Genomic DNA, 20,614 nt, shown 5'->3' with positions numbered 1-20,614 from the left:
GTCATGACGGTGCGCCGGATCATGGGCACGGAGACCGAGTTCGGCGTGCTCGACCACACCGACCTGGCCGCGAACGCGGTCCGGCTCTCGACCCGGGTGGTGCACGCCTACCAGGGCGCCGACGGCACCGCCGCCCACCCGAGCGCGCGCTGGGACTACGTCACCGAGGACCCGCTCAACGACCTGCGCGGCCACCGGGTCCCGCGGGCCTCGGCGCACCCCTCGCAGCTCACCGACGACCCGGAGCGCCCCGCGCCCGCGGGCCCGGCCCAGCAGGTCGAGCGCCCGAGCGTCGAGGAGCTCGACCTGCCCGTGGCCGGCAACGCCCTGCTGAGCAACGGCGCGCGGCTCTACGTGGACCACGCCCACCCCGAGTACTCCGGCCCCGAGACCGTCGGGCCGTTCGAGGCGCTCGTCCACGACCGGGCCGGCGAACGGGTGGCCGTCCGGGCGATGCACGCCGACGGCGGCGAGGGCCTGACGCTGTACAAGAACAACGTCGACGGCAAGGGCGCGAGCTACGGCACGCACGAGAACTACCTCCTCTCCCGCGACGTCGACCTCGGGGACCTGGTCCGCTACCTCACCCCGCTGCTCGTCACCCGCCAGGTCGTCGCCGGCGCGGGCCGGGTCGGTCTCGGCCAGCGCAGCGAGCGGCCCGGCTTCCAGATCGCGCAGCGCTCCGACTACGTGGAGAACGACGTCGGCCTGGAGACGACCTTCAACCGGCCGATCGTCAACATGCGCGACGAGCCGCACGCCGACGCCGGACGGTACCGCCGGCTGCACGTCATCGGCGGGGACGCCAACCTGTTCGACGTCCCGTTCGTCCTGCGTACCGGCACGGTCGCGCTCCTGCTGTGGCTCCTCGAGCGCGGCCAGGTGCCGATCGGGCTCGACACCCTCGTCATCGCGGGACCGGTGCCCGAGGTCCAGCGCATCAGCCACGACCCGACGCTGCGCCACCGGATCGCCATGCGGGAGGGGCCCGACCGAACGGCGCTCGACATCCAGCGCACCTACCGTGACATCCTCGCGCACGCGGTCGACGAGGCCGGTGGCCCCGACGCCGAGACGTCCCGCGTCCTCAACCTGTGGTCGCACGTGCTCGACACGCTGGCCACGGACATCGACGCCGCGGCGCCGGACGTCGAGTGGGTGAGCAAGCTGCAGCTCCTCGAGCGCATGCGCGAGCGCGACTCGCTCGGCTGGGACAGCCCGCGACTGGCCGCGCTCGACCTCCAGTGGCACGACCTGCGCCCGGAGCGCTCGATCGTCGCCCGCCTGGACGCGGCCGGACGGGTGACCCGGCTGGCCGACGAGGACGCGGTGCGTCGCGCCGAGCACGAGCCCCCGGTCGGCACCCGGGCCTACCTGCGCGGAGAGGTCCTGCGGCGCTACCCGAGCCAGGTCACCGGCGCGGGCTGGGCGAGCGTCGTCCTCGACCTGCCCGGGCGCGAGCGGCTCGCCCGTGTCACGCTGCCCGAGCCGGCGCGCGGCACCCGTGAGCTCGTCGGAGAGCTGCTCGACGCGAGTCCCGACGCGGCCGCGCTCCTCGACGCCCTCACCGGTGGCCCGGCCGGCTGACCGGCGGGCCCCACGACCACCCAGCACCACCACCCAGCACGACCACCGCGGACGCCGCCACCGGCGTCCGCACAGGAAGGATCCCGACATGTCGGAGCAGGACCAGACCCGCACACCCCGTCCCGAACCCGCCGGCGACGACGGACCGGCGCCCGCCCCGGCCCAGCGCGCCGAGCAGGTCTCCCGCGTGGACGACATCCTCGACGAGATCGACACCGTGCTCGAGACCAACGCCGAGGCCTTCGTCCAGGGCTTCGTCCAGAAGGGCGGACAGTGACGGCCGACGAGGCCGCGCCCCACGACCACCCGCTCCGGCGACTCTTCGGGGTCGAGACCGAGTACGGACTCACCTTCTTCCCCGACGACCCGGAGCACGTCCTCAGCCCCGACGAGGTCGCGCGCCACCTCTTCCGCCCCGTCGTCGAGCGGGGCCGGTCGACGAACGTGTTCCTGCGCAACGGCGCCCGCCTCTACCTCGACGTCGGCTCGCACCCGGAGTACGCGACCGCGGAGTGCGACGACGTCGTCGACCTCGTGGTCAACGACCGTGCGGGCGAGGCCACCCTGATCGAGCTCGGCGAGCGCGCCGAGGCCTCGCTGGCCGCCGCCGGCACGCCCGGCACCCTGCACCTGATGAAGAATAACCTCGACACGCTCGGCGCCTCCTACGGCTGCCACGAGAACTACCTGGTCCGACGCCGGCGCGACTACCGCGCCACTGCGGAGTCCCTCGTCACGTACTTCGTCACCCGACAGGTCCTCACCGGCGCGGGACACCTGCGGCGCCGGCCCGGCGGCACGGTCGCGTGGGCCTTCTCCCAGCGCGCGGACCAGACCTGGGACGCCGTGTCCGCGGCGACGACCCGGTCACGCCCGATCATCAACACCCGCGACGAGCCGCACGGCGACGCCGAGCTCTACCGGCGCATGCACGTCATCGTCGGCGACTCCAACGTGGCGCCGGCGACCACCCTGCTCAAGGTCGGGTCCGCGGAGCTGCTCATCGCCTGCGTCGAGGACGGCATGCGGCTCGACGACCTGGAGCTCGGCGAGCCCATGCGTGCGATCCGCGAGATCAGCCACGACATCACCGGGAGCGTCGACGTCGAGCTCGCCACCGGCCGCCGGTGCACCGCGGTCGACATCCAGTCCGAGCTGCTCGACCGCGTCCGCGACCACATCGACAGGCGCGGGTGGGACCCGATGCTCTCCGACGGCCGCCGCCGCGCGCTGGACCTGTGGGCGCGCGGTGTCGCGGCACTGCGCGACGGCGACCTCTCGCCCATGGCGACCGAGCTCGACATCGCGGCCAAGCGCGCGCTGGTCGACCGCTACTGCGCGCGCAACCGCGTGGCGCTCGACGACCCGCGCGTCGCCCGCCTCTCGCTGGCCTACCACGACATCACGGCCCACGGCCTCGGGCGCCGCCTGCTCGAGGGCGGGCTGCTCGCGCCCGTGGGCACGGACGAGCAGGTCGAGACCGCGCGCACCGTCCCACCGGCCACGACCCGCGCGGCCCTGCGCGGGAGGTTCGTCGGCGCCGCCGAGGACTCCCGGCGGGACGTCGCCGTCGACTGGGTGCACCTCAAGCTCGTCGACGCCGCGCAGCGGGCCGTCGCGCTCAAGGACCCGTTCCGCGCCGTCGACGACCGGGTGGACGCGCTTCTCGCGGAGATGGCGTGACCGGACGGATGCGTGCTTCGACCGCGCGCGTCTCGGCCGCGGGTGGCCCGACCGCGCGTGGCCCGGCGCTGCGCGTCGCGGCCGCCACCTGCGCGCTCGCCCTCGGGCTCGGGGCCTGCGGTCCCGGCGAGGACGGGAGCACCGGGGAGTCCGGTAGCGAGGCACCGTCCGGGGCCGGGCCGGCCTCAGAGGTGCCGGGCGTCTCGGTGGCCGGAGCGCCCGGGCACCCCGTGGTCGTCATCGACACCCCGCTGCCCGTGACCGACCCGGTGGCCGCCGTCGTCGACGAGGGCGACGGTCGGGCGCTCACCGCGGGCGGTCCGGCGCTGCTGGACGTGGCGGCCTGGGACGGGACGACCGGTGCCAGCTCCTCGCCCGGCGAGGACGTGCCGCCCCGCCTGGCCACGGTGTCCGATGCGGACGTCGGCGCGACGCTGGCGGAGATCCTGCCCGGGGTGCCCGAGGGCAGCCGGATCCTCGTGGCCGAGCCTGTCGACGTCGAAGGGGCGCTGACGATGCAGGTGGTGGTCGTCGACGTCCTGCCCACCGTCGCCGGCGGCGCCCCGGCCGAGAGCGCATCGGGGGAGGCCGGGTCGGGGGAGACGGGGTCGGCCGGCTCGCCGTCCGCGGGGCCGGAGAGCCCGAGCGAGGGCGACGGCGGCGACGGCACTGCCGGCCCGACGGTGGGCAGGGGAGCCGACGGCGCGCCCGTGGTCGGGATCCCGCCCGGCGACCCGCCGACGGACCTGGACAGCCGCGTGGTGGTCGAGGGGGACGGGGCGACGGTCCGGCCCGGTCAGGAGCTCGTGCTGCAGACGCTCACCCTCGACTGGGCCACCGGCGAGGTCCTCTCGTCGACCTGGGCGGACGGGGCCCCGACGACGGCCGGCGTCGGCGAGCTCGCGGAGGGCGTGCGCCTCGCGCTGCTCGACCGGCGCGTGGGGTCCCGGGTCCTCGTCGTCGTGCCCCCGGGGCTCGGGGACGGCGAGCACACGCTCGTCGTCGTCGTGGACGTGCTCGCGGCCTCCGGAGGGGACGACGTGGTCCGCTGAGCGGCGCGGGGGCATGGACCGGTGAAGGCGGGGGCGTGGACCGGTGAGGGGGGATCCCGGTCCACGCCCCGCTGTGGCGGGCTCAGGGCCCGCCGAGCACCGCCGTGACGGTGCAGATCATCTGCTCGGTGGGCACGAGCGTGGTCAGCGGGCACTCGACGGCGGCACCCTCGCTGTCGGTGAGGACGATGTCGGTGACGTCGACGTCGCCCGTGTTCGTCACGAGGTAGCTCCACGCGACCATCGCGTCCTCCGCGACGAGCTCGGGCAGCGGGTCGTACTCCACCAGCGTGATCGACGCCTCGCCGGGGTCGTCGGGCAGTTCTTCGGCGGGTGGGGCAGCCGGGTCCGGGGTGGGAGCGGGGGCGGGCTCGGGTGCGGGGGCGTGTACTGGATCGGGCTCCGTTGGGGGACCAGGTGTCGGTACGGGCTCCGGTGACGGCGCGCCCTCGCCGGCCTCGGGCCCGGGCGTGCCCGTCTCGGCGGTCGCAGCGGACCCGACGGCCCCGAGGAGGAGGACGGTGATGGCGAGCAGCGCACCCGCGGCCGGACGACGTGCGGTGGTCATGAGGACGCTCCCGTCCCGCCGGCGCCGAACCGCTGCCGTGCGGCCCGGGCGGCGAGCCCGCCGCCTGCGAGCGCGGCCGCGATCAGCAGCGTGGTGAGGATGTCCGGACCGGTCTGCGGCAGGGCCACGGGGCCGGCCGCCCGCGGACCTGCGACCGGCAGCCCCCCGGCGGCGGTGCCGCCGCCGGAGACCCCGCCGCCCGCCACACCGCTCGTGGCAGGCGTCGACACGGGGCGCTCGGGCGGCGACGTCGGCGTCTCGCCGGGGGGCTCGGTCGTCGGGACCTCGGGCGTGTCTCCCGTCATCGTCACGCGGACGCCGAAGCTCGCACCTCGGGCGCCGACCTCCGAACGATTGCCGGAGGTCGCCTCGACCGGGAAGTGCAGCGTGAGAGGTACCTCGACGATCTCGCCGCGCTCGATCGGGGCCTCGACCAGGGCGGTGTCGACGCCGAGGAGCGACGTGACCGGGTGGTCGTTGATCGTGACGTCGTCGAAGAACTCGTCGAGCTCGCCCATCTGCGTGACGTCGACGATGTCGACGGTCATGGTGGCGGCGGTCGGACCATCGTTCCGCACGCGAAATGTGCGCTCGATATCGCCGCCGGGCACGATCACAGCGTCGAACAGCTGGACCGTGACCACGGGGGCAAACCCCTCGCCGACGTCGATGACGATCGCGTCGGCGGCGGACGATGGGTCGTCGGCGGCGGCGCTGCCCGTGGCGAGGACCCCGAAGCCAAGGGTGAGTGCGCCGATGGCCGCGCCGCGGCGGCGTGCGGACCGCGGGTGGTGGCTCATGTCGTCGCGACCTCGGTTCGGCTCCGGCTGGTGGGGGCGTCGGCGGGAGCAGGCGCGGGGGTGTCTACATCGGTGGGCCCGGCATCGGTGGGATTGGTTCCAGCGGCGACCGGCCTGGTTCCCGTCTCCGAGTCGGCCTGTTGACCGGCGGCGGCCTTGTCATCGCGGGACGGCGGCGTCGTCCCACGGTCCGTCTCCTCGGCGTCGTCGGCCTCGTCGTCCTTCCCCCGACCGCCGAGGATCGAGGACAGCACGAGCCACGCGAGGATCGCGATCGCCGCGCCGCCGAGCCAGGGCCGCACCTCGGGCTGGGTGAGGTGGCCGACCCACGGGACCCCGTAGATCACCTGTCCCTGGATCTGCTCCATCGTCACCGGGTCGTCGACCGCGTCATTGGCATCGCCCTGGGTGGTCACGCCGAGGGCGCCGTCGTTCCCGACGGTGACGCCGATGATCCGGTGCGTGACGAGTGTCGGGTCGCCAGACACCGGCTGGACTGTGACGACGTCGCCGATCACCGGGTCCGCGTAGTCGGGGTCGACGACGACGACGTCGCCGGGGGAGTAGGTCGGCTCCATGGAGCCAGACAGGATCGTCAGCGGGACCCAGCCCATGAACCGGGGCACGATGAAGGCCGCGGCCGCGACGAGAACGGCGAGCACGGCGACGACGGCGATGAATCCGCGTGCGACGCCGCCCCACAGCTCGTGGCGTCCGGAACGGGTGGTGCTCATGGTGTGACCTCGATGACGGGGGTGAGGACGACCTCGATGTCGTCGGCGGTGAGGGTGTCGTGGACGGTGACCGCCCAGTCCTCCTGGGCGGAGACGTCGCCGGCCTCGGAGGTGCCGCTCGCGCTCACGCTGCCGGATCGGTCCGTGGTGGCGGCCTCGAGCTCGAGGCACAGCAGCGTGGAGGTGTCGAGCTCGAGCTCGACCGGCGTGCCGTCGTCGACCGGAAGGTCGACGTCGGTGACCGAGCACTGCTGAGGTGCCGTGACCGTGTAGACCTGCATGCGCCAGGCGAGGTCGGGCACGTCCGTCATGAGCGAGACGTCGAACGTCGCGAGCTCGTCCTCCGTGAGGCCGTGCTGGATCAGCGATGCACCGCGGCCGTGCGCGTTGATCTGGTGGACGAGCTCGGCGGGCAGGTCGATTCGGACGGGGGCCGGGGGCTCCTCCGGCGCGGGCGCCTCTGGAGAGGTCTCGCCCGGTGCCGGCTCGTCCTGGGTCGGCCCACCTGGTGCGTTCGGGCCGTGGCCGGCGGTGGCGGACGCGGGGGAGCCCCCGGAGGGGGACTCGGTAGAGCCGGCGCTTGCGGACTCGGCCGGGCCGTCGGTGGAGGACTCTGACGGTCCGTCGGTGGGGGACTCGGCGGGGCCCTGGCTCGGGGCCTCGTCCGGCCCGTCGGTGGCGGACTCCGCGAGACCGCGGGCGGGGTCAGAGAAGCGCTCGGCCCCGATCGATCCCTCGCCGCTCGCGCTCGCCGTCCACAAGGCGAGCGTTCCGGCCGACGCCGCGGCGCCGAGGACACCGGCAGTGACGAGGGCCAGCAGCGCTCGGTCGCGTCGCGTGGCGCTCATGACGCCTGCTCCAGCGTGAGGTCGCCACGCACCGTGACGACGTCGAGCTCCGCGGGGTCGCCGGGCGCAAGGGGGTACGGGTTCTCGACCAGTACGTAGAGGAACCAGTCGGCGCTACCGTCGAGGGAGTCGGGCAGGTCGGCCTCCGTGAGGCCCTCGCGGGTCGCTTGCGCCGCCGACGACGGACCGAACACGTGGCCGGGGATACCGTCGGCGATCGCGGCATGCGGGTCGGTGATCGCGGGGTCGGTCGAGACGAACCACTGGTACGGGTAGTCCAGGTCGGCCGAGAGGGTGACGTCGACGGTCGCGTCGGCGACGAGGTTGTGGCCGTCGAGCGCGAGGTCGAAGCCCTGGACGGCCCAGGCGTGCTCGCCCGAGCCGAGCACGCCCTGCTCCTCGGCGTCCACGTCCGTGGTCCACTCGAGGTCTCCGACGGAAGCTGCGTCCAGGTCTCCGGCGGTGATGGAGCTGCCGGAGCCCGCCGCGACGTCGGTGCTCCACAGCGCGTACGTGCTCGCGCCACCCAGGACGGCGACGCCGGCGGCAGAAAGTGCCAGCGCGGCGGCGGGGCGCCGGACGGTGGGTCTGCGCCGAGCGGTGGTGCTGCGACGGGCGTCGGGCATGGGGTCCTCGATCGGGGGTCTCGAAGGGTGAAGGCCTGATGCGGTGCGACGGCCGGGCGGCCGGCCCCCCCGGAACGGGGAGGCCGACCGTCCGACCGATCGTCGGTCTGTCCCGCGCGGTGCGGGTCAGGGGAGGGAGCGGCGGGTCTGCTCGAGCTCGACGTTGAGGTTGTCGAGCGCGGTGGAGGCCTCGGTGCTGGTGGTGCCGGAGGTGGCCTCGTCGAACTCCGCGAGGACGACGAACGTCAACTCCGTGTCGTGGGCGAGGACCGGCCAGCCCGGGTCGGGCGTGCCGGCGCCCTGACCGGACTGCGGGGCCTGGAATTCCAGCTCGATGACGTCGTCGAACGAGGCGCTGGTGACGATCCACTGGTTGGTGGTGTTGTTGTAGACGCCGTAACGGACCGTGAGGCCCTCGAACTCACCGGCGTAGTCCGCCGAGGGACCGATTGTCAGGTCGGCACGGAGGTTGTCGCCCTCGAGGTCGAGGACGATGGACTGCTCGCCGACGATGAAGTCGCCCGGGACCACCCGGTAGGTGTCCATGTCGTTGATCGGGTGAGCGAAGTCGTGGCGCAGGGTGGGCAGGTCGAAGTCCCAGCCGGGGGTGCACCCGAAGAACGGGATGCAGACCGGCGGCACCGAGAAGTTGTCGATGTTGAAGGTGGTGTCGTGCCACTGGAAGGCACCCTGGGTCTCGACCTCGAGGTTACCGGCGGTGATCGTCCCGGCGTCGATGGTGTCGGAGTCCGACCAGAGGGCGAACGTGCCGCCCGAGCCGAGGGCAACAGCTGCGGCGGCGGCACCTGCGAGGGCGCCGACAGTCTTCTTGCGCACGATTGTGCTCCATTCATGGGTGGGTGCGAGGGGAAAGGGGATATGTCGGTGCAGTCATTGCTCCGACGCGACGAAACGTAGCAGGGAATGCGGGCCCTGCAAGAGCTGGCCGAATTGTCGAAATGCCGTGCCGGCGAGCTGCGCCGCGGTCGTGATCCGGCGCGATCCTGCCGCTCCCGGGCGGTGACGTGGGTGACGTCGAGGACCGTCGAGACGGCGTAGGGCCTGTTGTTCCAACGATTATGGGCGGTGGTTCCACTGGATCTGGACACCGTCTCGACGCTGCGTCCGTGCGGTCCTGACGGGGTGCGGCGCTCGTCCGGCATTCACCTCGTGTCTTTCTGGCAATGGTCCGATCGCGCGTCGACGGCGTATCGGCGCATTGTTTTCTCAACCTGGACGGAAATGCGCGCTCAGAATGCGCGAGGGCATACCCGTCAATACGGAAACCGCCACCGGGGCGGGCGGTCGGACGACCTATTCCGACGCGGTGAGGCGCAGGTCGGCATACCGGTACGGGGCCGCGAGAGCGAGGGCCTCGTCCTCCTGGCGCGCCCAGGTCTTCCACCACGAGCTCACGTCGCCCTCGCGGGCCTCGGCGCGCGCCCGGCGCATGGCCTCGGGCTCGTCGAGCCACGCCAGCGCGTCGAGGTGGTCGTGCAGGAGCGTGGCCCCGCATCCCTCGACGACGACGAGACGCGGGTGCGGTCGGCCCGGGGCCGGGACGACCCGGACCGGCCCGGGGGCCGAGCGGTGCCAGTCCCAGGTCGGCGCGGAGCCGGGCTCGCCCCGGCCGAGAGCGGCCAGCACGGGGCGCACGGCCTCGGCCCCGGCCCGCAGGCCGGTCCAGCCCTGGTAGTGGTCGTCCAGGCGGACGAGCGCGACACGGCCTCGGTACGGGGAGCGGCGCTCGAGGAGCGTCACGACGTCGCTCGCGAGCGTCGACTTGCCCGCGCCGGACCGACCGTCGATGCCGAGGACGACGGTGCGCCGATCGCGCGCCGGGGTGCCCGCGGGGGCGTCGCCGTCGTCGCGCGACCCGACCTGCTCGAGCACGAGGTCGGCGACCAGGGAGGCGGGCGTGGGCATGGCGTGCCAACCTACCGGGCGCCGCGGCGGGCGCGCGCTCGTGCTCGGTACGGTGGGAGGGAGGCGCCGCCGGCGCCACCTGGAGGAAGCACCATGTCGCTGGCCGTTCGCGTGATCCCCTGCCTGGACGTCGCCGCGGGCCGCGTCGTCAAGGGCGTGCGGTTCGAGGGGCTGCGGGACGCGGGCGACCCGGTCGAGCTCGCCCGCCGGTACGACGCCGACGGGGCCGACGAGCTGACCTTCCTCGACGTGTCTGCCTCGGTCGAGGAACGCTCCACCACCTACGACGTCGTGGCCCGTACGGCCGAGGAGATCTTCGTGCCGCTGACTGTCGGCGGGGGCGTGCGCACCGTCGACGACGTCCACCGCCTCCTCACCCACGGGGCCGACAAGGTGAGCGTCAACACGGCCGCCGTCGCCCGGCCCGAGCTCATCTCCGAGGTCGCCGACCGCTTCGGCTCGCAGGTCCTCGTCCTCTCGGCCGACGTGCGACGCACCACGGGCGAGACCATCACCGACTCGGGCTTCGAGGTGACGACGCACGGCGGCCGGCGCGGGACCGGGACGGACGCCCTCGAGTGGTGCGTGCGAGCGGCCGAGCTCGGCGCCGGCGAGATCCTGCTCAACTCGATCGACGCCGACGGCACCGAGGCGGGCTTCGACCTCGAGATGCTCCGGGCCTTCCGCAGCGAGGTGCGGGTCCCGCTCATCGCCTCGGGCGGCGCCGGGTCGGCCGAGCACTTCGCGCAGGCCGCCCACGCGGGCGCCGACGCCGTGCTCGCCGCGAGCGTCTTCCACTTCGGCACGCTGAGCATCGGCGGCGTCAAGGACACGATGCGCGGCGCCGGCGTCGAGGTGCGCTGAGCGCGCGGCCGCTCAGGCGGGCACGCCCTCGGCCTCGAGCGCGTCGTCGAACACGGTGACGCCCGCCATGCCCGGCAACCGCGCGATGTTCTGGTCGATGCGCCGGACCTCGGCCCGTCCGTCGGGCTCGGAAAACAGGTGGCCCATCACGTGGCGGACCTCGGTGCGGCCCATGATGCTCGTGCCGACCGGGCGCCAGAACCGCTCCAGGGTCAGCCGGGCCACCCTGCGGGCCGGCTCGCTGGCGGTGAGCCGCTCCCTGGCCCGGGTCGCGTAGAAGGCGACGTGCCGCGTCTCCTGCTGGGCAATGCGGCGCAGCAGGACGGCGAGGACCGGGTGCCGCTCGAGGTCGGCCATCCGTCGGTAGGCCGCGACGGCGGACCACTCGTTGGCCGCCCCCCAGAGCATGTGGGTGGCGACGAAGTCGGCGCCCACGAGATTGGCGAGCACGGACTGCTTGAGCGAGGACAGCGCCTCGCGCCAGCCGAGCTTCGTCCGCCTGGCCTTGAGCTCGTCGTAGTCGACGGTGATGTCGTGGGCGGCGAGGACCGCGGCCAGGGCCTCGCCGTGCCAGAACTCCTCGCGGTTCCACATCGTCATGAAGCCCGCCACGTCGCCCTCCCGGCTCGACGGGGTGACGAGCAGGTCCCGCAGGTAGCAGACCGTGTGGTACTCGACGTCGCACATGTACCGCAGGCAGCGCAGCGAGTCCTCGGGCAGCGGGTCGTCCCGGAAGGAGCTCATGTCGAGGTCCTCGAACCGCACGGGCGTGCTGTCCGCGGCGAAGGTGTCGATGTCGAAGGTCATGCGTGTGCTCCTCAGCCGGCGGCCCGGTCGAGGTCGGCGCGCTCGTCGAGCGGTCCGGCCGGCCGGACGGGACGTGGTGGTCGGACGGGTGCCGTCGGTGGGACGAGGGGACGTTCGCGGCGCAGCGCGGCCGCCAGCGGCCCGTGCCCTGCGAGGCCCGGGAGCGCCACGATCGGGGCGTCGGCGTCGCGCACGACCCGGTCCCCGCCGGGGCCCGCGAGCAGGACGCGCAGCAGGCGGTGGCTCGCGCGGGCGCGGAGACGGCCGGGTCGCAGCGGGTGGAAGCCCCGCGTCAGCAGCGCCCGCACGAGCCGGGTCGCGCACGCGTCGTCGTCGAGCCGCATCGCCGCCTCGGCCCGGAAGAAGGCCACGTGCTCCACCCGGCGCTCGCGCACGGGGGCGAGCAGCTCGTCGAGCCCGCCGCCGGCGAGCCGGGCGAGCCGGTCGTGGGCGACGAGCACCGCGCTCTCCTCGGCGAGGCCCCGGGCAGCGTGCAGCGCCGTCGTCGGCTCGCCGAGGAGTGTCGTCCACACGGGGGCGACGTGCTGGGCGAGCAGGTCCTGGGCGTGCGCGACCCGGTCGAGCCTCGTCGGCCGCTCGTCCTCGGGGACGCGGCCCGGCCCAGGGCCGTCGAGCGCCCGCGTCAACCGGTCGGCGAACCAGTAGCGGTCGTGCGCCCAGGTCGTGAGGAACGCGGTGTAGCGCGCCTCCCGGGAGGTCGACGTCGCGAGCACGCGGCGCAGCGTGTCGGTCGCGGTCCGCTCGAGGTCGCGCAGGTAGGTCAGGGCGCCGCGGTGGTGGGGGTGGAGATCGGTCGGCCCGAACGGCGCGGGCACGGGTGGCCGGTGGTCGCCGAACGCGGTGCGCGTGAACCGGGCGACGTCGAAGCTCGTCGTGCGCACCGGTGCGACCGTTCCGTCGACGCTGTGCAGGAGGCCGGGCCGCCCCCCGGCCGGGGTCGCTCGCGCATCGGTCACCACACGTCCAGGTTAGGTGGTGCTCCGCGTTCCGGGCTCTGCTCCTCGCGACGCCCGGGCTCTGCCCCTCGCGACGCGGAGCCCTCCGCCGACCCGGCGAGCCCTCCCGACGGTGCGACGGGGCCCGCGTCGCCGGGCACGTCCCCGGACAGGCCCGCGAGGAACCGGTCGATCGTCTCCGGCCGGCCCTCGAGCGTGACCTGCGCCGCGCGCCGGCGCCCGTTCGCGTGCAGCGCGAGCTCGACCGGGTCACCGACGACGGCGACCGCGTCCGCGCTCCGGCGCACGGTGGCTCGCGGCCCGCCGGGGACCACGAGCACCACGCCGGTGCGGCTGCTGCGGTACATGAGGCCCGCGGTGGAGCGCACCCGCTGCCACAGCTCGCGCAGCAGGTCGGGGGTGAGGTCGTCGCGCGGCTCCGCCGGTTCCGATGCGCCGTCCGCGCCGCGCGGCCCGCGCCGGACGTCCTCGTGGTGGACGACGAGCTCGACGAGGTTCGTCGTCGATTCCGCCAGCCGCACGGGCGACCACCGCGGCGGGCCCGTGGCTACCCGTGCCGCGAGCGCCCGGTAGCCGACCGGGTCCAGCGCGTCCGCGACCAGGCGCTGGAGATGCGGCTCCCGGCCGGGCTCGGCGCCGGAGAGGAGGTCCCGCAGGACGAGGTCGGGCCGGCGCTCCCGCAGCACGAGATGAGCGGCGAGGTCGACGACCCGCCACCCGGCGCAGAGCGTGGGTGCTCCGGGATCGGCGGCGGCCAGCGTCCGTGCGATCGCGGCTCGTTCCACGTCCACCGGTCGTCGCTCGTCGCTCACACGAGGACGCTCCCACACGCGCGGCGGCCGCGCACGCCCGACAAGGCGGCACCCCTGTCGTGGCACCATGAGGCGGTGCCCGACCTGAGCGAACCGACGCCCGACGGCGCCGCGCCGACACCCCTGCTGGACCCCGCGATCGCCGACCGGCTGCGCCGCGACCCCCACGGCCTCGTGTGCGCGGTGGTGCAGGACGCGACGACGCTCGGCGTCCTCATGGTGGCCTGGATGAACGACGAGGCCCTGCACCGCACGCTGACCTCGGGACGGGCCTGGTACTGGTCCCGCTCCCGCGCCGAGCTGTGGCGCAAGGGGGACACCTCGGGGCACGTCCAGCACGTGCGCTCGGTGGCCCTGGACTGCGACGGGGACGCGCTGCTCGTCGTCGTCGACCAGGTCGGTCCCGCCTGCCACACCGGGACGACGAGCTGCTTCGAGGCCGGCGGTCCGCTCCCCGTGACGGGGGCCGGCCGATGACCCGCCCGGACGGCGCCGCCGCAGCACCTGGCCAGGAGCCGCCCGAGGACCCGACCGGGGCCGGGGCCGAGCAGCCGGTCGAGCCGGCCTGGGGCGAGACGTGGCCGAGCCTGCCGCGGTTCCGCGAGCTCGCGCGCGACCGGCGGGTGATCCCGGTCGTCCGCAGGCTCCTGGCGGACGACGTCACGCCGGTCGGCGTCTACCGGCGGCTCGCCGCCGGCAGGCCCGGCACGTTCCTCATGGAGTCGGCCGAGGCCGGGCGCTGGTCCCGCTGGAGCTTCGTCGGCGTGGGCTCGCGCGCGACGCTCACCTCGCGGGGCGGACGCGCGGCCTGGCGCGGCGACGTCCCCGTCGGGATCCCCACCGACGGGCCGGTCCTCGAGGTCCTCGCCGCCGCCCTCGACGTCCTGGGGACCCCGGCGATCCCGGGCCTGCCCCCGCTGACCGGCGGCTTCGTCGGCTCGCTCGGCTGGGACGTCGTCCACGAGTGGGAGCCGACGCTGCCGCGCGTCGCGCCGTCCGACGACGACCTGCCCGAGGTGGCGCTGTGCCTCGCGAGCGACGTCGTCGCCCTCGACCACCTGGACGGGACCCTGTGGCTCGTGGCCGACGCGGTCAACACCGACGGCTCTCACGAGCGCGTGGACGAGGCGCACGCGGACGCCGTGGCACGCCTGGACGCCATGCAGGAGGGGCTGCTCGCCCCGGCCCCGGCGCTCGCCTCCGTCCTCGACCCCGCCGGCGAGCTGCCCGAGGTCACCGCGCGGTTCGCCGACGAGGACTTCCAGGAGGCGGTCCGGGTGGGCAAGCAGCGGATCGTCGACGGCGACATCTTCCAGGTCGTCCTGTCCCAGCGCCTCGACGTCACCACCGACGCCGACCCCCTCGACGTCTACCGGGTGCTGCGCACGGTCAACCCGAGCCCGTACATGTACCTGTTCGCCCTCGACGACGGCATCGGCGGGATGCTCCACGTCGTCGGCTCCTCCCCGGAGACCCTCGTCAAGGTGAGCGGCGAGGAGGTCATCACGTTCCCGATCGCCGGCTCCCGGCCCCGCGGCACGAAGCCGGCCGAGGACCGCGAGCTCGCCGAGGAGCTGCTCGCGGACCCGAAGGAGCTCTCCGAGCACGTCATGCTCGTCGACCTCGCGCGCAACGACCTGTCCAAGGTGTGCCGGCCCGAGACCGTCGAGGTCACCGAGCTGATGGAGATCAAGCGCTTCAGCCACATCATGCACATCAGCTCCACGGTGACCGGTCGGCGACGCCCGGACGCCACCGCCCTGGACTGCCTGCGCGCCACGTTCCCCGCCGGCACGCTCTCCGGCGCGCCGAAGGTCCGGGCGATCGAGATCATCGACTCGCTCGAGCCCTCGCGGCGGGGCGTGTACGGCGGCGTGGTCGGGTACCTCGACCTCGCGGGCGACGCCGACCTCGCGATCGCCATCCGCACCGCCGTCCTGCACGGCGGACGCGCCTCCGTGCAGGCCGGCGCGGGCGTGGTCGCGGACTCCGTGCCCGCCACGGAGCTTCAGGAGGCGACGAACAAGGCCGCCGCCGCGCTGCGCGCCGTCCGCCTCGCCTCGCGGCTGCGCCCGGCCGCGGCCGGGTCTCCCGCCCGTGACGACCACGGGGCCGCGCCGGAGGGCACGCCATGAGGAGCGACCCGGCGAGCCCGACGGCCCGGCGACGCACCGGCTCGGGGCCCGGCCGGGGGCAGCTCGTCCTCATGATCCTGCTCGTCGTCGGCGCCACCTTCCTGCTCGCCCTGCCCACGTGGGCCATCGGGAGCGTGGAGACGGCCACGGGCGAGACGGACCTGAGCGCGACCGGCATGTCGGGCGCCCCGGCGGTGTGGGCCGGCGCGCTCGTGGCGGGGGCGGCGGCGCTGCTGGCCGCGCTGTCGGGCCGCGTCGGCACGATCGTCGCCGGACTGGCCACGTTCGTCGCGGGAGTCGTCGTCGCGCTCGGCGGCCTGGGGGCGGTCCGCGACCCGGCCGCCCTCCTGCACGCCGAGGCACGCCTGCTCACCGGCACGAACGCGCCCACCGTCGACGCCGCAGCCACCGAGGTCTGGCCCTGGGGCGTCCTCGTCACCGGGTTCCTCCTCGCGGGCGCGGGCGTTCTCGTCATGGCCGGGTCAGCTCGCTGGTCCGCCGCCGGCCGCCGGTTCGAGCGCGCCGGGGGCCGTGCCCCCGCCGGCACCCGGGACGGCGCACCCGGCGCGGCGGGCGCCTCCTCGGCGGTGCCGACCGGTTCCGCCTCCGCGGCCGCCGACGCCGCCCGCGACCGGTACGTCGACGACTGGGACGCCCTCGGACGCGGCACGGACCCCAGCGCCGACGACCGGTAGGCTCGGGGAGGACGTCACCGACCCGAACCCCGAAGGAGCAGCCGTGACCGGCACGAGCCTCGAGCAGCACCAGACCGGCTACCGGCTGCCCGTCGCAGCCCCGCCCCACAACGAGGGCAAGACCGTGGCCGGCTGGGCCGTGATGATGATCGTCAGCCTCGGCGTCCTCGTGTCGTGCGCCGGCCTCATCATCGACGCGCCCGTGATCACGTGGGTCGCCGGCCCTGTCGTCGCCGTCGTCGGTCTCGTCGTCGGACTCGTGCTGCGCCTGACGGGCCGGGGCCAGGAGCGCCGCACCGCTCCCGCCCGCGACTGGTACGAGACGCCGGAGGAGGAGCGCGCGGCGGCCGGCCGCGAGCGCGCCGCCGGGGCCGACACGCGCACCACCGAGGAGGAGGCCCGAACCCGATGAACGTGCTCGATGACATCGTCGCGGGCGTCCGCGAGGATCTCGCCCGCCGCGAGGCCGAGCTCCCGCTGGAGAAGGTCAAGGAGATCGCCGGACGCCGGCCCGCCGCGCGCGACGCGGTCTCGGCGCTGCGCGGCGACGGCTCGGTGACGATCATCGCCGAGTGCAAGCGGCGCAGCCCGTCCAAGGGAGTGCTCGCCGACGTCCCGGACCCCGCCGTGCTCGCTGCCGCCTACGCCGACGGCGGCGCCGCCGCCATCTCGGTCCTCACCGAGGAGCGCCGCTTCGGCGGCTCGCTCGCCGACCTGGACGCCGTGCGCGCCGTGGTCGACGTCCCCGTGCTGCGCAAGGACTTCATCGTCACCCCCTACCAGGTGTGGGAGGCCCGGGCGCACGGCGCCGACCTCGTGCTGCTCATGGTCGCCTCGCTGGAGCAGACCGTGCTCACCTCGCTCGTCGAGCGCGTGCACTCCCTGGGCATGACCGCGCTCGTCGAGGCCCATGACCGCGAGGAGGCACTCCGGGCCCGCGACGCCGGCGCCCGCGTCATCGGGATCAACGCCCGCAACCTCAAGACGCTCGAGGTCGACCGGTCGGTGTTCGACCAGGTCGTCGACGTGGTCCCGGACGGGATCGTCAAGGTCGCCGAGTCCGGCGTCGCCTCCGTCCACGACGTCCTGGACTACGCGCGTCAGGGGGCCGACGCCGTGCTCGTCGGCGAGGCCCTGGTCACGCAGGCCGACCCGCGCCGGGCCGTGGCCGACTACGTGGCGGCGGGCGCCCACCCGTCGCTCAGCGCCGGCCGGGACTGACCGGCGTCCACCGGGACCGCCCGCCGGCGGCCCCACGCACCACCGGCCGCGCCCGACGGCGCCGGCCGCGCTGACTCGGGCGCGCGCCCGGAAGGAGCTGCACGTGCAGTACACCGACGACCCGGGCAAGCTGTCCGAGGCGCACGGACCCTACTTCGGGCAGTTCGGGGGCAGGTTCGTCTCCGAGGCGCTCATCGTCGCGCTCGACGACCTCACCGCCGCGTGGGAGGAGATGCGGGACTCCCCGGAGTTCGCCCGCGAGATGGGCGAGCTGGCGGCCACCTACATCGGCCGCCCGTCGCTGCTCACCGAGGCGCCCCGGTTCGCCGAGCACGCGGGCGGCGCACGGGTCCTGCTCAAGCGCGAGGACCTCAACCACACCGGTTCCCACAAGATCAACAACGTCCTCGGCCAGGGTCTGCTGACCAAGAAGGTCGGCAAGACCCGCGTCATCGCCGAGACCGGGGCCGGTCAGCACGGCGTCGCCACCGCCACCGCGGCCGCCCTCATGGGACTCGACTGCACGATCTACATGGGCGCCGAGGACGTGCGTCGCCAGGCGCTCAACGTCGCCCGGATGCAGCTCCTCGGCGCCGAGGTCGTCTCGGTGACCAACGGCTCGCAGACCCTCAAGGACGCCATCTCCGAGGCCTTCCGCGACTGGGTGACGAACGTGGCCACGACCAACTACGTGTTCGGGACCGCCGCGGGACCGCACCCCTTCCCCGAGCTCGTCCGCGACCTCCAGAAGGTCATCGGCGAGGAGGCGCGCGAGCAGGTGCTCGCGCTGACCGGCCGGCTGCCCGACGTCGTCACGGCCTGCGTCGGCGGCGGGTCGAACGCGATCGGCATCTTCAACGCCTTCCTCGACGACGAGGGCGTGCGTCTCGTCGGGCTCGAGGCGGCCGGCGACGGCGTGGAGACCGGCCGGCACGCGGCCGCGATCGGCGGCGGGCGCCCGGGGGTCTTCCAGGGCTCCCTGTCCTACCTCCTGCACGACGACGACGGACAGACCATCGAGTCCCACTCCATCTCCGCCGGGCTGGACTACCCGGGCGTCGGGCCGGAGCACGCGTGGCTCGCCGACCTCGGCCGCGCCGAGTACCAGCAGGTCACCGACGCCGAGGCGATGGACGCGTTCGCCCTGCTGTCGCGGACCGAGGGCATCATCCCGGCGATCGAGTCCGCCCACGCGCTCGCCGGCGCCCTGCGCATCGGCCGCGAGTGGCAGGACGCCGGTGGGCAGGGCGAGCCGCCGGTCATCCTCGTCAGCCTGTCGGGCCGCGGGGACAAGGACATGGAGACGGCGATCGAGTACTTCGACCTCGGAGGCGAGAAGTGAGCAACGTGACCGCCGGGGACCGGATCGACGCGGCGCTGGGCGAGGACCGGGCCGCCCTGGTCGCCTACCTCTCCGCCGGCTACCCCGACCTGGACACCTCGGTGCGGGCGGCGAGGGTCGCCGTCGAGCACGGCGCGGACGTCGTCGAGCTCGGCCTGCCCTACTCCGACCCCGGCATGGACGGGCCCGTGATCCAGCGGTCCGGCGAGCAGGCCCTCGCGGCCGGCACGCGCACGCGCGAGGTGCTCTCCGCCGTCGAGCAGGTGGCCGAGACCGGTGCTGCCGTGCTCGTGATGACCTACTACAACCCCGTCTACGCCTACGGCGTGGAGCGCTTCGCCGCGGACCTCGCGTCCGCCGGCGGGGCCGGTCTCATCACCCCGGACCTGATCCCCGAGGAGGCCGGCCGCTGGTCGGCAGCGGCGGACGAGCACGGCCTGGACAAGGTGTTCCTCGTGGCACCCGCGTCCTCCGACGCCCGGCTGCGCACCGTGTCCGCGGCCTCGCGCGGGTTCGTCTACGTCGCCAGCCGCATGGGCGTGACCGGCGTGCAGGACTCGCTCGCCGGCGGCGGGGACGAGCTCGTGGCGCGGACCCGTGCCGCGGGGGCGGACCGCGCGTGCGTCGGCATCGGCGTCTCGAACCGGCAGCAGGCCGCCCGGGTGGCCGCCTACGCCGACGGCGTCATCGTCGGCTCCGCGCTCATCCAGGCGCTCGGCGAGGGTGACGCCGCCGGACTCGACGCGCTCGGGGCGCTGACCGCCGAGCTGGCGCAGGGTGTGCGGGAGGGCCGCGCATGATCACCGGCGCCCAGGCCGCCCTGGTGAACGCCGGGGCCTGGGCCGGAGTGCGCGGCATCCCCAGCCCCCCGGAGAACGTCTGGTACCTCGGGCCGTTCCCGCTGCGCGCCTACGCCCTGGCGATCATCGTGGGCGCGGTGCTCGCCTGGTGGATCCTCGACCGGCGGTACACCGCCAAGGGAGGGCCGGCCGACACCGCGATCGACATCGCGCTGTACTGGATGGTGCCGTTCGGCATCGTGGGCTCGCGGATCTACGAGATCGTGGTCAACCCGCAGAACTACTTCGGCGAGGGCATCAGCCCGTGGGAGATGTTCAAGGTCTGGGAGGGCGGCCTCGGCATCATGGGGGCCGTGACGTTCGGCGCGCTGGGCGCCTACCTCGGGCTCAGGCGGCGCGGGCTGCGGATCGGCCCGTTCGCCGACGCCCTCGCCCCGGGCATGCTCGTGGCCCAGGCCGTGGGCCGGCTCGGCAACTACTTCAACCAGGAGCTCTACGGCACCGCGACCGACCTGCCGTGGGGTCTGCGGATCGACCGGGAGCTCCCGGAGCTCGTCCACCCGACCTTCCTCTACGAGGGGGTGTGGAACCTCGCCGGGGCGCTGGTCCTCGTGCTCGCCCAGCGCCGCCTGCGGCTCGACGGCGGACGGGTCTTCTGGCTCTACGTCATCATCTGGCTCACCGGCCGCACGCTGACGGAGTCCCTGCGCACCGACCCCTCCAACCTCGTCGCCGGCATGCGGATCCACCAGATCATCGCCATCGCCGGCTGCGTGATCGGCGTGGCGATGATCGTCTGGCTCACCCGCCGGGCGCGGGCGACGCCCGACCGGGACGAGATCTGGCTCCCCGGTCGCGGCCCGCTCGCCACCGCGGAGGGCCCCTCCGCCGCCGGCGCCCCCGCCGTCGGCGACACCGCCCCGGAGGGGGAGGGCGCGGTCGCCGACGCCTCCGCCACGGGGGAGAGGGCCGCGTCCGACGACGAACCGGAGCGTGCCGGTCCTTGACCGGATCATCACCCGACCGTCGAGTGTTTCGGCGAAACATCGACGAAACACGACGGCAACCCCCGTCCGACGATCCGGCGTCCTCGTGCGGATCCGCGCCGTCCCACAGCCATGGGCGGGTAGTGCCATG

The 20,614-nt window shown here is 74.5% G+C and carries 23 protein-coding genes; 13 read left to right on the top strand and 10 right to left on the bottom strand.

Going from position 1 to position 20,614, the window contains the following annotated elements:
- Window positions 1–21: 21 nt before the first annotated feature.
- From dop to ACZLKG_RS07620, 4 genes are all read left to right on the top strand, one after another.
- Window positions 22–1,587 carry a depupylase/deamidase Dop gene (gene dop, locus ACZLKG_RS07635; RefSeq protein WP_463648392.1) on the top strand — a complete coding sequence of 522 codons (1,566 nt, stop codon included), beginning with the start codon at window positions 22–24 and terminating at the stop codon, window positions 1,585–1,587.
- Window positions 1,588–1,675: 88 nt separating this feature from the next.
- Window positions 1,676–1,864, top strand: coding sequence for a ubiquitin-like protein Pup (locus tag ACZLKG_RS07630; RefSeq protein ID WP_425709580.1), 189 nt, complete (start codon window positions 1,676–1,678; stop codon window positions 1,862–1,864).
- Window positions 1,861–3,270, top strand: a complete 1,410-nt coding sequence (gene pafA / locus ACZLKG_RS07625) for a Pup--protein ligase (protein WP_463648391.1) — start codon at window positions 1,861–1,863, stop codon at window positions 3,268–3,270. Before ACZLKG_RS07630 ends, pafA begins: the two co-directional genes overlap by 4 nt.
- On the top strand, window positions 3,267–4,322 hold the full coding sequence (locus ACZLKG_RS07620; RefSeq protein ID WP_463648390.1) for an FKBP-type peptidyl-prolyl cis-trans isomerase: 1,056 nt from the start codon (window positions 3,267–3,269) through the stop codon (window positions 4,320–4,322). The genes pafA and ACZLKG_RS07620 overlap by 4 nt, the downstream gene beginning before the upstream one ends.
- An 82-nt stretch (window positions 4,323–4,404) precedes the next feature.
- Here ACZLKG_RS07620 and ACZLKG_RS07615 read toward each other — a convergent pair whose 3' ends face one another.
- The 7 genes from ACZLKG_RS07615 to ACZLKG_RS07585 all read right to left on the bottom strand — a co-directional run bounded on the left by ACZLKG_RS07615 (window position 4,405) and on the right by ACZLKG_RS07585 (window position 9,824).
- A complete protein-coding gene (locus tag ACZLKG_RS07615; protein ID WP_463648389.1) occupies window positions 4,405–4,890 on the bottom strand; it encodes a DUF7507 domain-containing protein in 486 nt (161 codons plus the stop codon).
- Complete coding sequence (locus ACZLKG_RS07610) at window positions 4,887–5,690, bottom strand: hypothetical protein (protein WP_463648388.1); 804 nt, start codon at window positions 5,688–5,690, stop codon at window positions 4,887–4,889. The genes ACZLKG_RS07615 and ACZLKG_RS07610 overlap by 4 nt, the downstream gene beginning before the upstream one ends.
- Window positions 5,687–6,424: a signal peptidase I gene (locus ACZLKG_RS07605; RefSeq protein ID WP_463648387.1), complete on the bottom strand. Its 738-nt coding sequence runs from the start codon at window positions 6,422–6,424 to the stop codon at window positions 5,687–5,689. Before ACZLKG_RS07605 ends, ACZLKG_RS07610 begins: the two co-directional genes overlap by 4 nt.
- Complete coding sequence (locus tag ACZLKG_RS07600) at window positions 6,421–7,272, bottom strand: hypothetical protein (RefSeq protein WP_463648386.1); 852 nt, start codon at window positions 7,270–7,272, stop codon at window positions 6,421–6,423. Before ACZLKG_RS07600 ends, ACZLKG_RS07605 begins: the two co-directional genes overlap by 4 nt.
- A complete protein-coding gene (locus ACZLKG_RS07595; protein WP_463648385.1) occupies window positions 7,269–7,898 on the bottom strand; it encodes a hypothetical protein in 630 nt (209 codons plus the stop codon). The genes ACZLKG_RS07600 and ACZLKG_RS07595 overlap by 4 nt, the downstream gene beginning before the upstream one ends.
- A 126-nt stretch (window positions 7,899–8,024) precedes the next feature.
- Complete coding sequence (locus ACZLKG_RS07590; protein ID WP_425709588.1) at window positions 8,025–8,735, bottom strand: alternate-type signal peptide domain-containing protein; 711 nt, start codon at window positions 8,733–8,735, stop codon at window positions 8,025–8,027.
- Between the two features lie 477 nt (window positions 8,736–9,212).
- Window positions 9,213–9,824 carry a nucleoside/nucleotide kinase family protein gene (locus ACZLKG_RS07585; RefSeq protein ID WP_463648384.1) on the bottom strand — a complete coding sequence of 204 codons (612 nt, stop codon included), beginning with the start codon at window positions 9,822–9,824 and terminating at the stop codon, window positions 9,213–9,215.
- A gap of 93 nt (window positions 9,825–9,917) precedes the next feature.
- Between ACZLKG_RS07585 and hisF the strand changes: the two genes are divergently transcribed.
- Window positions 9,918–10,688, top strand: coding sequence for an imidazole glycerol phosphate synthase subunit HisF (hisF, locus tag ACZLKG_RS07580; protein ID WP_425709590.1), 771 nt, complete (start codon window positions 9,918–9,920; stop codon window positions 10,686–10,688).
- Window positions 10,689–10,700: 12 nt separating this feature from the next.
- Here hisF and ACZLKG_RS07575 read toward each other — a convergent pair whose 3' ends face one another.
- From ACZLKG_RS07575 to ACZLKG_RS07565, 3 genes are read right to left on the bottom strand one after another with little or no spacing between them, the layout of a single operon-like run.
- Window positions 10,701–11,495 carry a ferritin-like domain-containing protein gene (locus tag ACZLKG_RS07575; protein WP_425709591.1) on the bottom strand — a complete coding sequence of 265 codons (795 nt, stop codon included), beginning with the start codon at window positions 11,493–11,495 and terminating at the stop codon, window positions 10,701–10,703.
- 11 nt (window positions 11,496–11,506) lie between these two features.
- Window positions 11,507–12,472, bottom strand: coding sequence for a serine/threonine-protein kinase (locus ACZLKG_RS07570; protein WP_463648383.1), 966 nt, complete (start codon window positions 12,470–12,472; stop codon window positions 11,507–11,509).
- Window positions 12,469–13,284 (bottom strand): TIGR03085 family metal-binding protein, encoded by an 816-nt coding sequence (locus ACZLKG_RS07565; protein WP_463648382.1) that lies wholly within the window; start codon window positions 13,282–13,284, stop codon window positions 12,469–12,471. The genes ACZLKG_RS07570 and ACZLKG_RS07565 overlap by 4 nt, the downstream gene beginning before the upstream one ends.
- 75 nt (window positions 13,285–13,359) lie before the next feature.
- On the opposite strand from ACZLKG_RS07565, the gene hisI reads away from it, so the two are divergent.
- The 8 genes from hisI to lgt all read left to right on the top strand — a co-directional run bounded on the left by hisI (window position 13,360) and on the right by lgt (window position 20,484).
- Window positions 13,360–13,761 carry a phosphoribosyl-AMP cyclohydrolase gene (gene hisI, locus ACZLKG_RS07560; RefSeq protein ID WP_463648381.1) on the top strand — a complete coding sequence of 134 codons (402 nt, stop codon included), beginning with the start codon at window positions 13,360–13,362 and terminating at the stop codon, window positions 13,759–13,761.
- The gene (locus tag ACZLKG_RS07555) at window positions 13,758–15,419 is read left to right on the top strand and encodes an anthranilate synthase component I (RefSeq protein WP_425709594.1); all 1,662 of its coding nucleotides are present in this window, start codon (window positions 13,758–13,760) and stop codon (window positions 15,417–15,419) included. Before hisI ends, ACZLKG_RS07555 begins: the two co-directional genes overlap by 4 nt.
- Complete coding sequence (locus tag ACZLKG_RS07550; RefSeq protein ID WP_463648380.1) at window positions 15,416–16,114, top strand: Trp biosynthesis-associated membrane protein; 699 nt, start codon at window positions 15,416–15,418, stop codon at window positions 16,112–16,114. The genes ACZLKG_RS07555 and ACZLKG_RS07550 overlap by 4 nt, the downstream gene beginning before the upstream one ends.
- 43 nt (window positions 16,115–16,157) lie before the next feature.
- Window positions 16,158–16,526 (top strand): HGxxPAAW family protein, encoded by a 369-nt coding sequence (locus tag ACZLKG_RS07545; protein WP_463648379.1) that lies wholly within the window; start codon window positions 16,158–16,160, stop codon window positions 16,524–16,526.
- The gene (gene trpC / locus ACZLKG_RS07540) at window positions 16,523–17,335 is read left to right on the top strand and encodes an indole-3-glycerol phosphate synthase TrpC (RefSeq protein ID WP_425709597.1); all 813 of its coding nucleotides are present in this window, start codon (window positions 16,523–16,525) and stop codon (window positions 17,333–17,335) included. Before ACZLKG_RS07545 ends, trpC begins: the two co-directional genes overlap by 4 nt.
- Window positions 17,336–17,432: 97 nt before the next feature.
- The gene (gene trpB, locus ACZLKG_RS07535) at window positions 17,433–18,677 is read left to right on the top strand and encodes a tryptophan synthase subunit beta (protein WP_463648472.1); all 1,245 of its coding nucleotides are present in this window, start codon (window positions 17,433–17,435) and stop codon (window positions 18,675–18,677) included.
- Entirely contained in the window at window positions 18,674–19,477 is an 804-nt protein-coding gene (gene trpA, locus ACZLKG_RS07530; RefSeq protein WP_463648378.1) for a tryptophan synthase subunit alpha, read from the top strand. Before trpB ends, trpA begins: the two co-directional genes overlap by 4 nt.
- Window positions 19,474–20,484, top strand: a complete 1,011-nt coding sequence (lgt, locus tag ACZLKG_RS07525) for a prolipoprotein diacylglyceryl transferase (RefSeq protein ID WP_463648377.1) — start codon at window positions 19,474–19,476, stop codon at window positions 20,482–20,484. Before trpA ends, lgt begins: the two co-directional genes overlap by 4 nt.
- Window positions 20,485–20,614 lie beyond the last annotated feature (130 nt).

This window comes from Georgenia sp. Z2081 (genome assembly GCF_055326445.1).
Note: the sequence above shows the minus strand (reverse complement) of the source record. Positions and strands in the feature narration are given on the sequence as shown.

Excerpts from the sequence above, each read along its gene's own strand:
- dop (WP_463648392.1), top strand. The coding sequence starts at position 22 with ATGGGCACGGAGACCGAGTTCGGCGTGCTCGACCACACCGACCTGGCC.
- ACZLKG_RS07630 (WP_425709580.1), top strand. The coding sequence starts at position 1,676 with ATGTCGGAGCAGGACCAGACCCGCACACCCCGTCCCGAACCCGCCGGC.
- ACZLKG_RS07615 (WP_463648389.1), bottom strand. The coding sequence starts at position 4,890 with ATGACCACCGCACGTCGTCCGGCCGCGGGTGCGCTGCTCGCCATCACC.
- ACZLKG_RS07610 (WP_463648388.1), bottom strand. The coding sequence starts at position 5,690 with ATGAGCCACCACCCGCGGTCCGCACGCCGCCGCGGCGCGGCCATCGGC.
- ACZLKG_RS07605 (WP_463648387.1), bottom strand. The coding sequence starts at position 6,424 with ATGAGCACCACCCGTTCCGGACGCCACGAGCTGTGGGGCGGCGTCGCA.
- ACZLKG_RS07600 (WP_463648386.1), bottom strand. The coding sequence starts at position 7,272 with ATGAGCGCCACGCGACGCGACCGAGCGCTGCTGGCCCTCGTCACTGCC.
- ACZLKG_RS07595 (WP_463648385.1), bottom strand. The coding sequence starts at position 7,898 with ATGCCCGACGCCCGTCGCAGCACCACCGCTCGGCGCAGACCCACCGTC.
- ACZLKG_RS07585 (WP_463648384.1), bottom strand. The coding sequence starts at position 9,824 with ATGCCCACGCCCGCCTCCCTGGTCGCCGACCTCGTGCTCGAGCAGGTC.
- hisF (WP_425709590.1), top strand. The coding sequence starts at position 9,918 with ATGTCGCTGGCCGTTCGCGTGATCCCCTGCCTGGACGTCGCCGCGGGC.
- ACZLKG_RS07575 (WP_425709591.1), bottom strand. The coding sequence starts at position 11,495 with ATGACCTTCGACATCGACACCTTCGCCGCGGACAGCACGCCCGTGCGG.
- ACZLKG_RS07555 (WP_425709594.1), top strand. The coding sequence starts at position 13,758 with ATGACCCGCCCGGACGGCGCCGCCGCAGCACCTGGCCAGGAGCCGCCC.
- ACZLKG_RS07550 (WP_463648380.1), top strand. The coding sequence starts at position 15,416 with ATGAGGAGCGACCCGGCGAGCCCGACGGCCCGGCGACGCACCGGCTCG.
- trpC (WP_425709597.1), top strand. The coding sequence starts at position 16,523 with ATGAACGTGCTCGATGACATCGTCGCGGGCGTCCGCGAGGATCTCGCC.
- lgt (WP_463648377.1), top strand. The coding sequence starts at position 19,474 with ATGATCACCGGCGCCCAGGCCGCCCTGGTGAACGCCGGGGCCTGGGCC.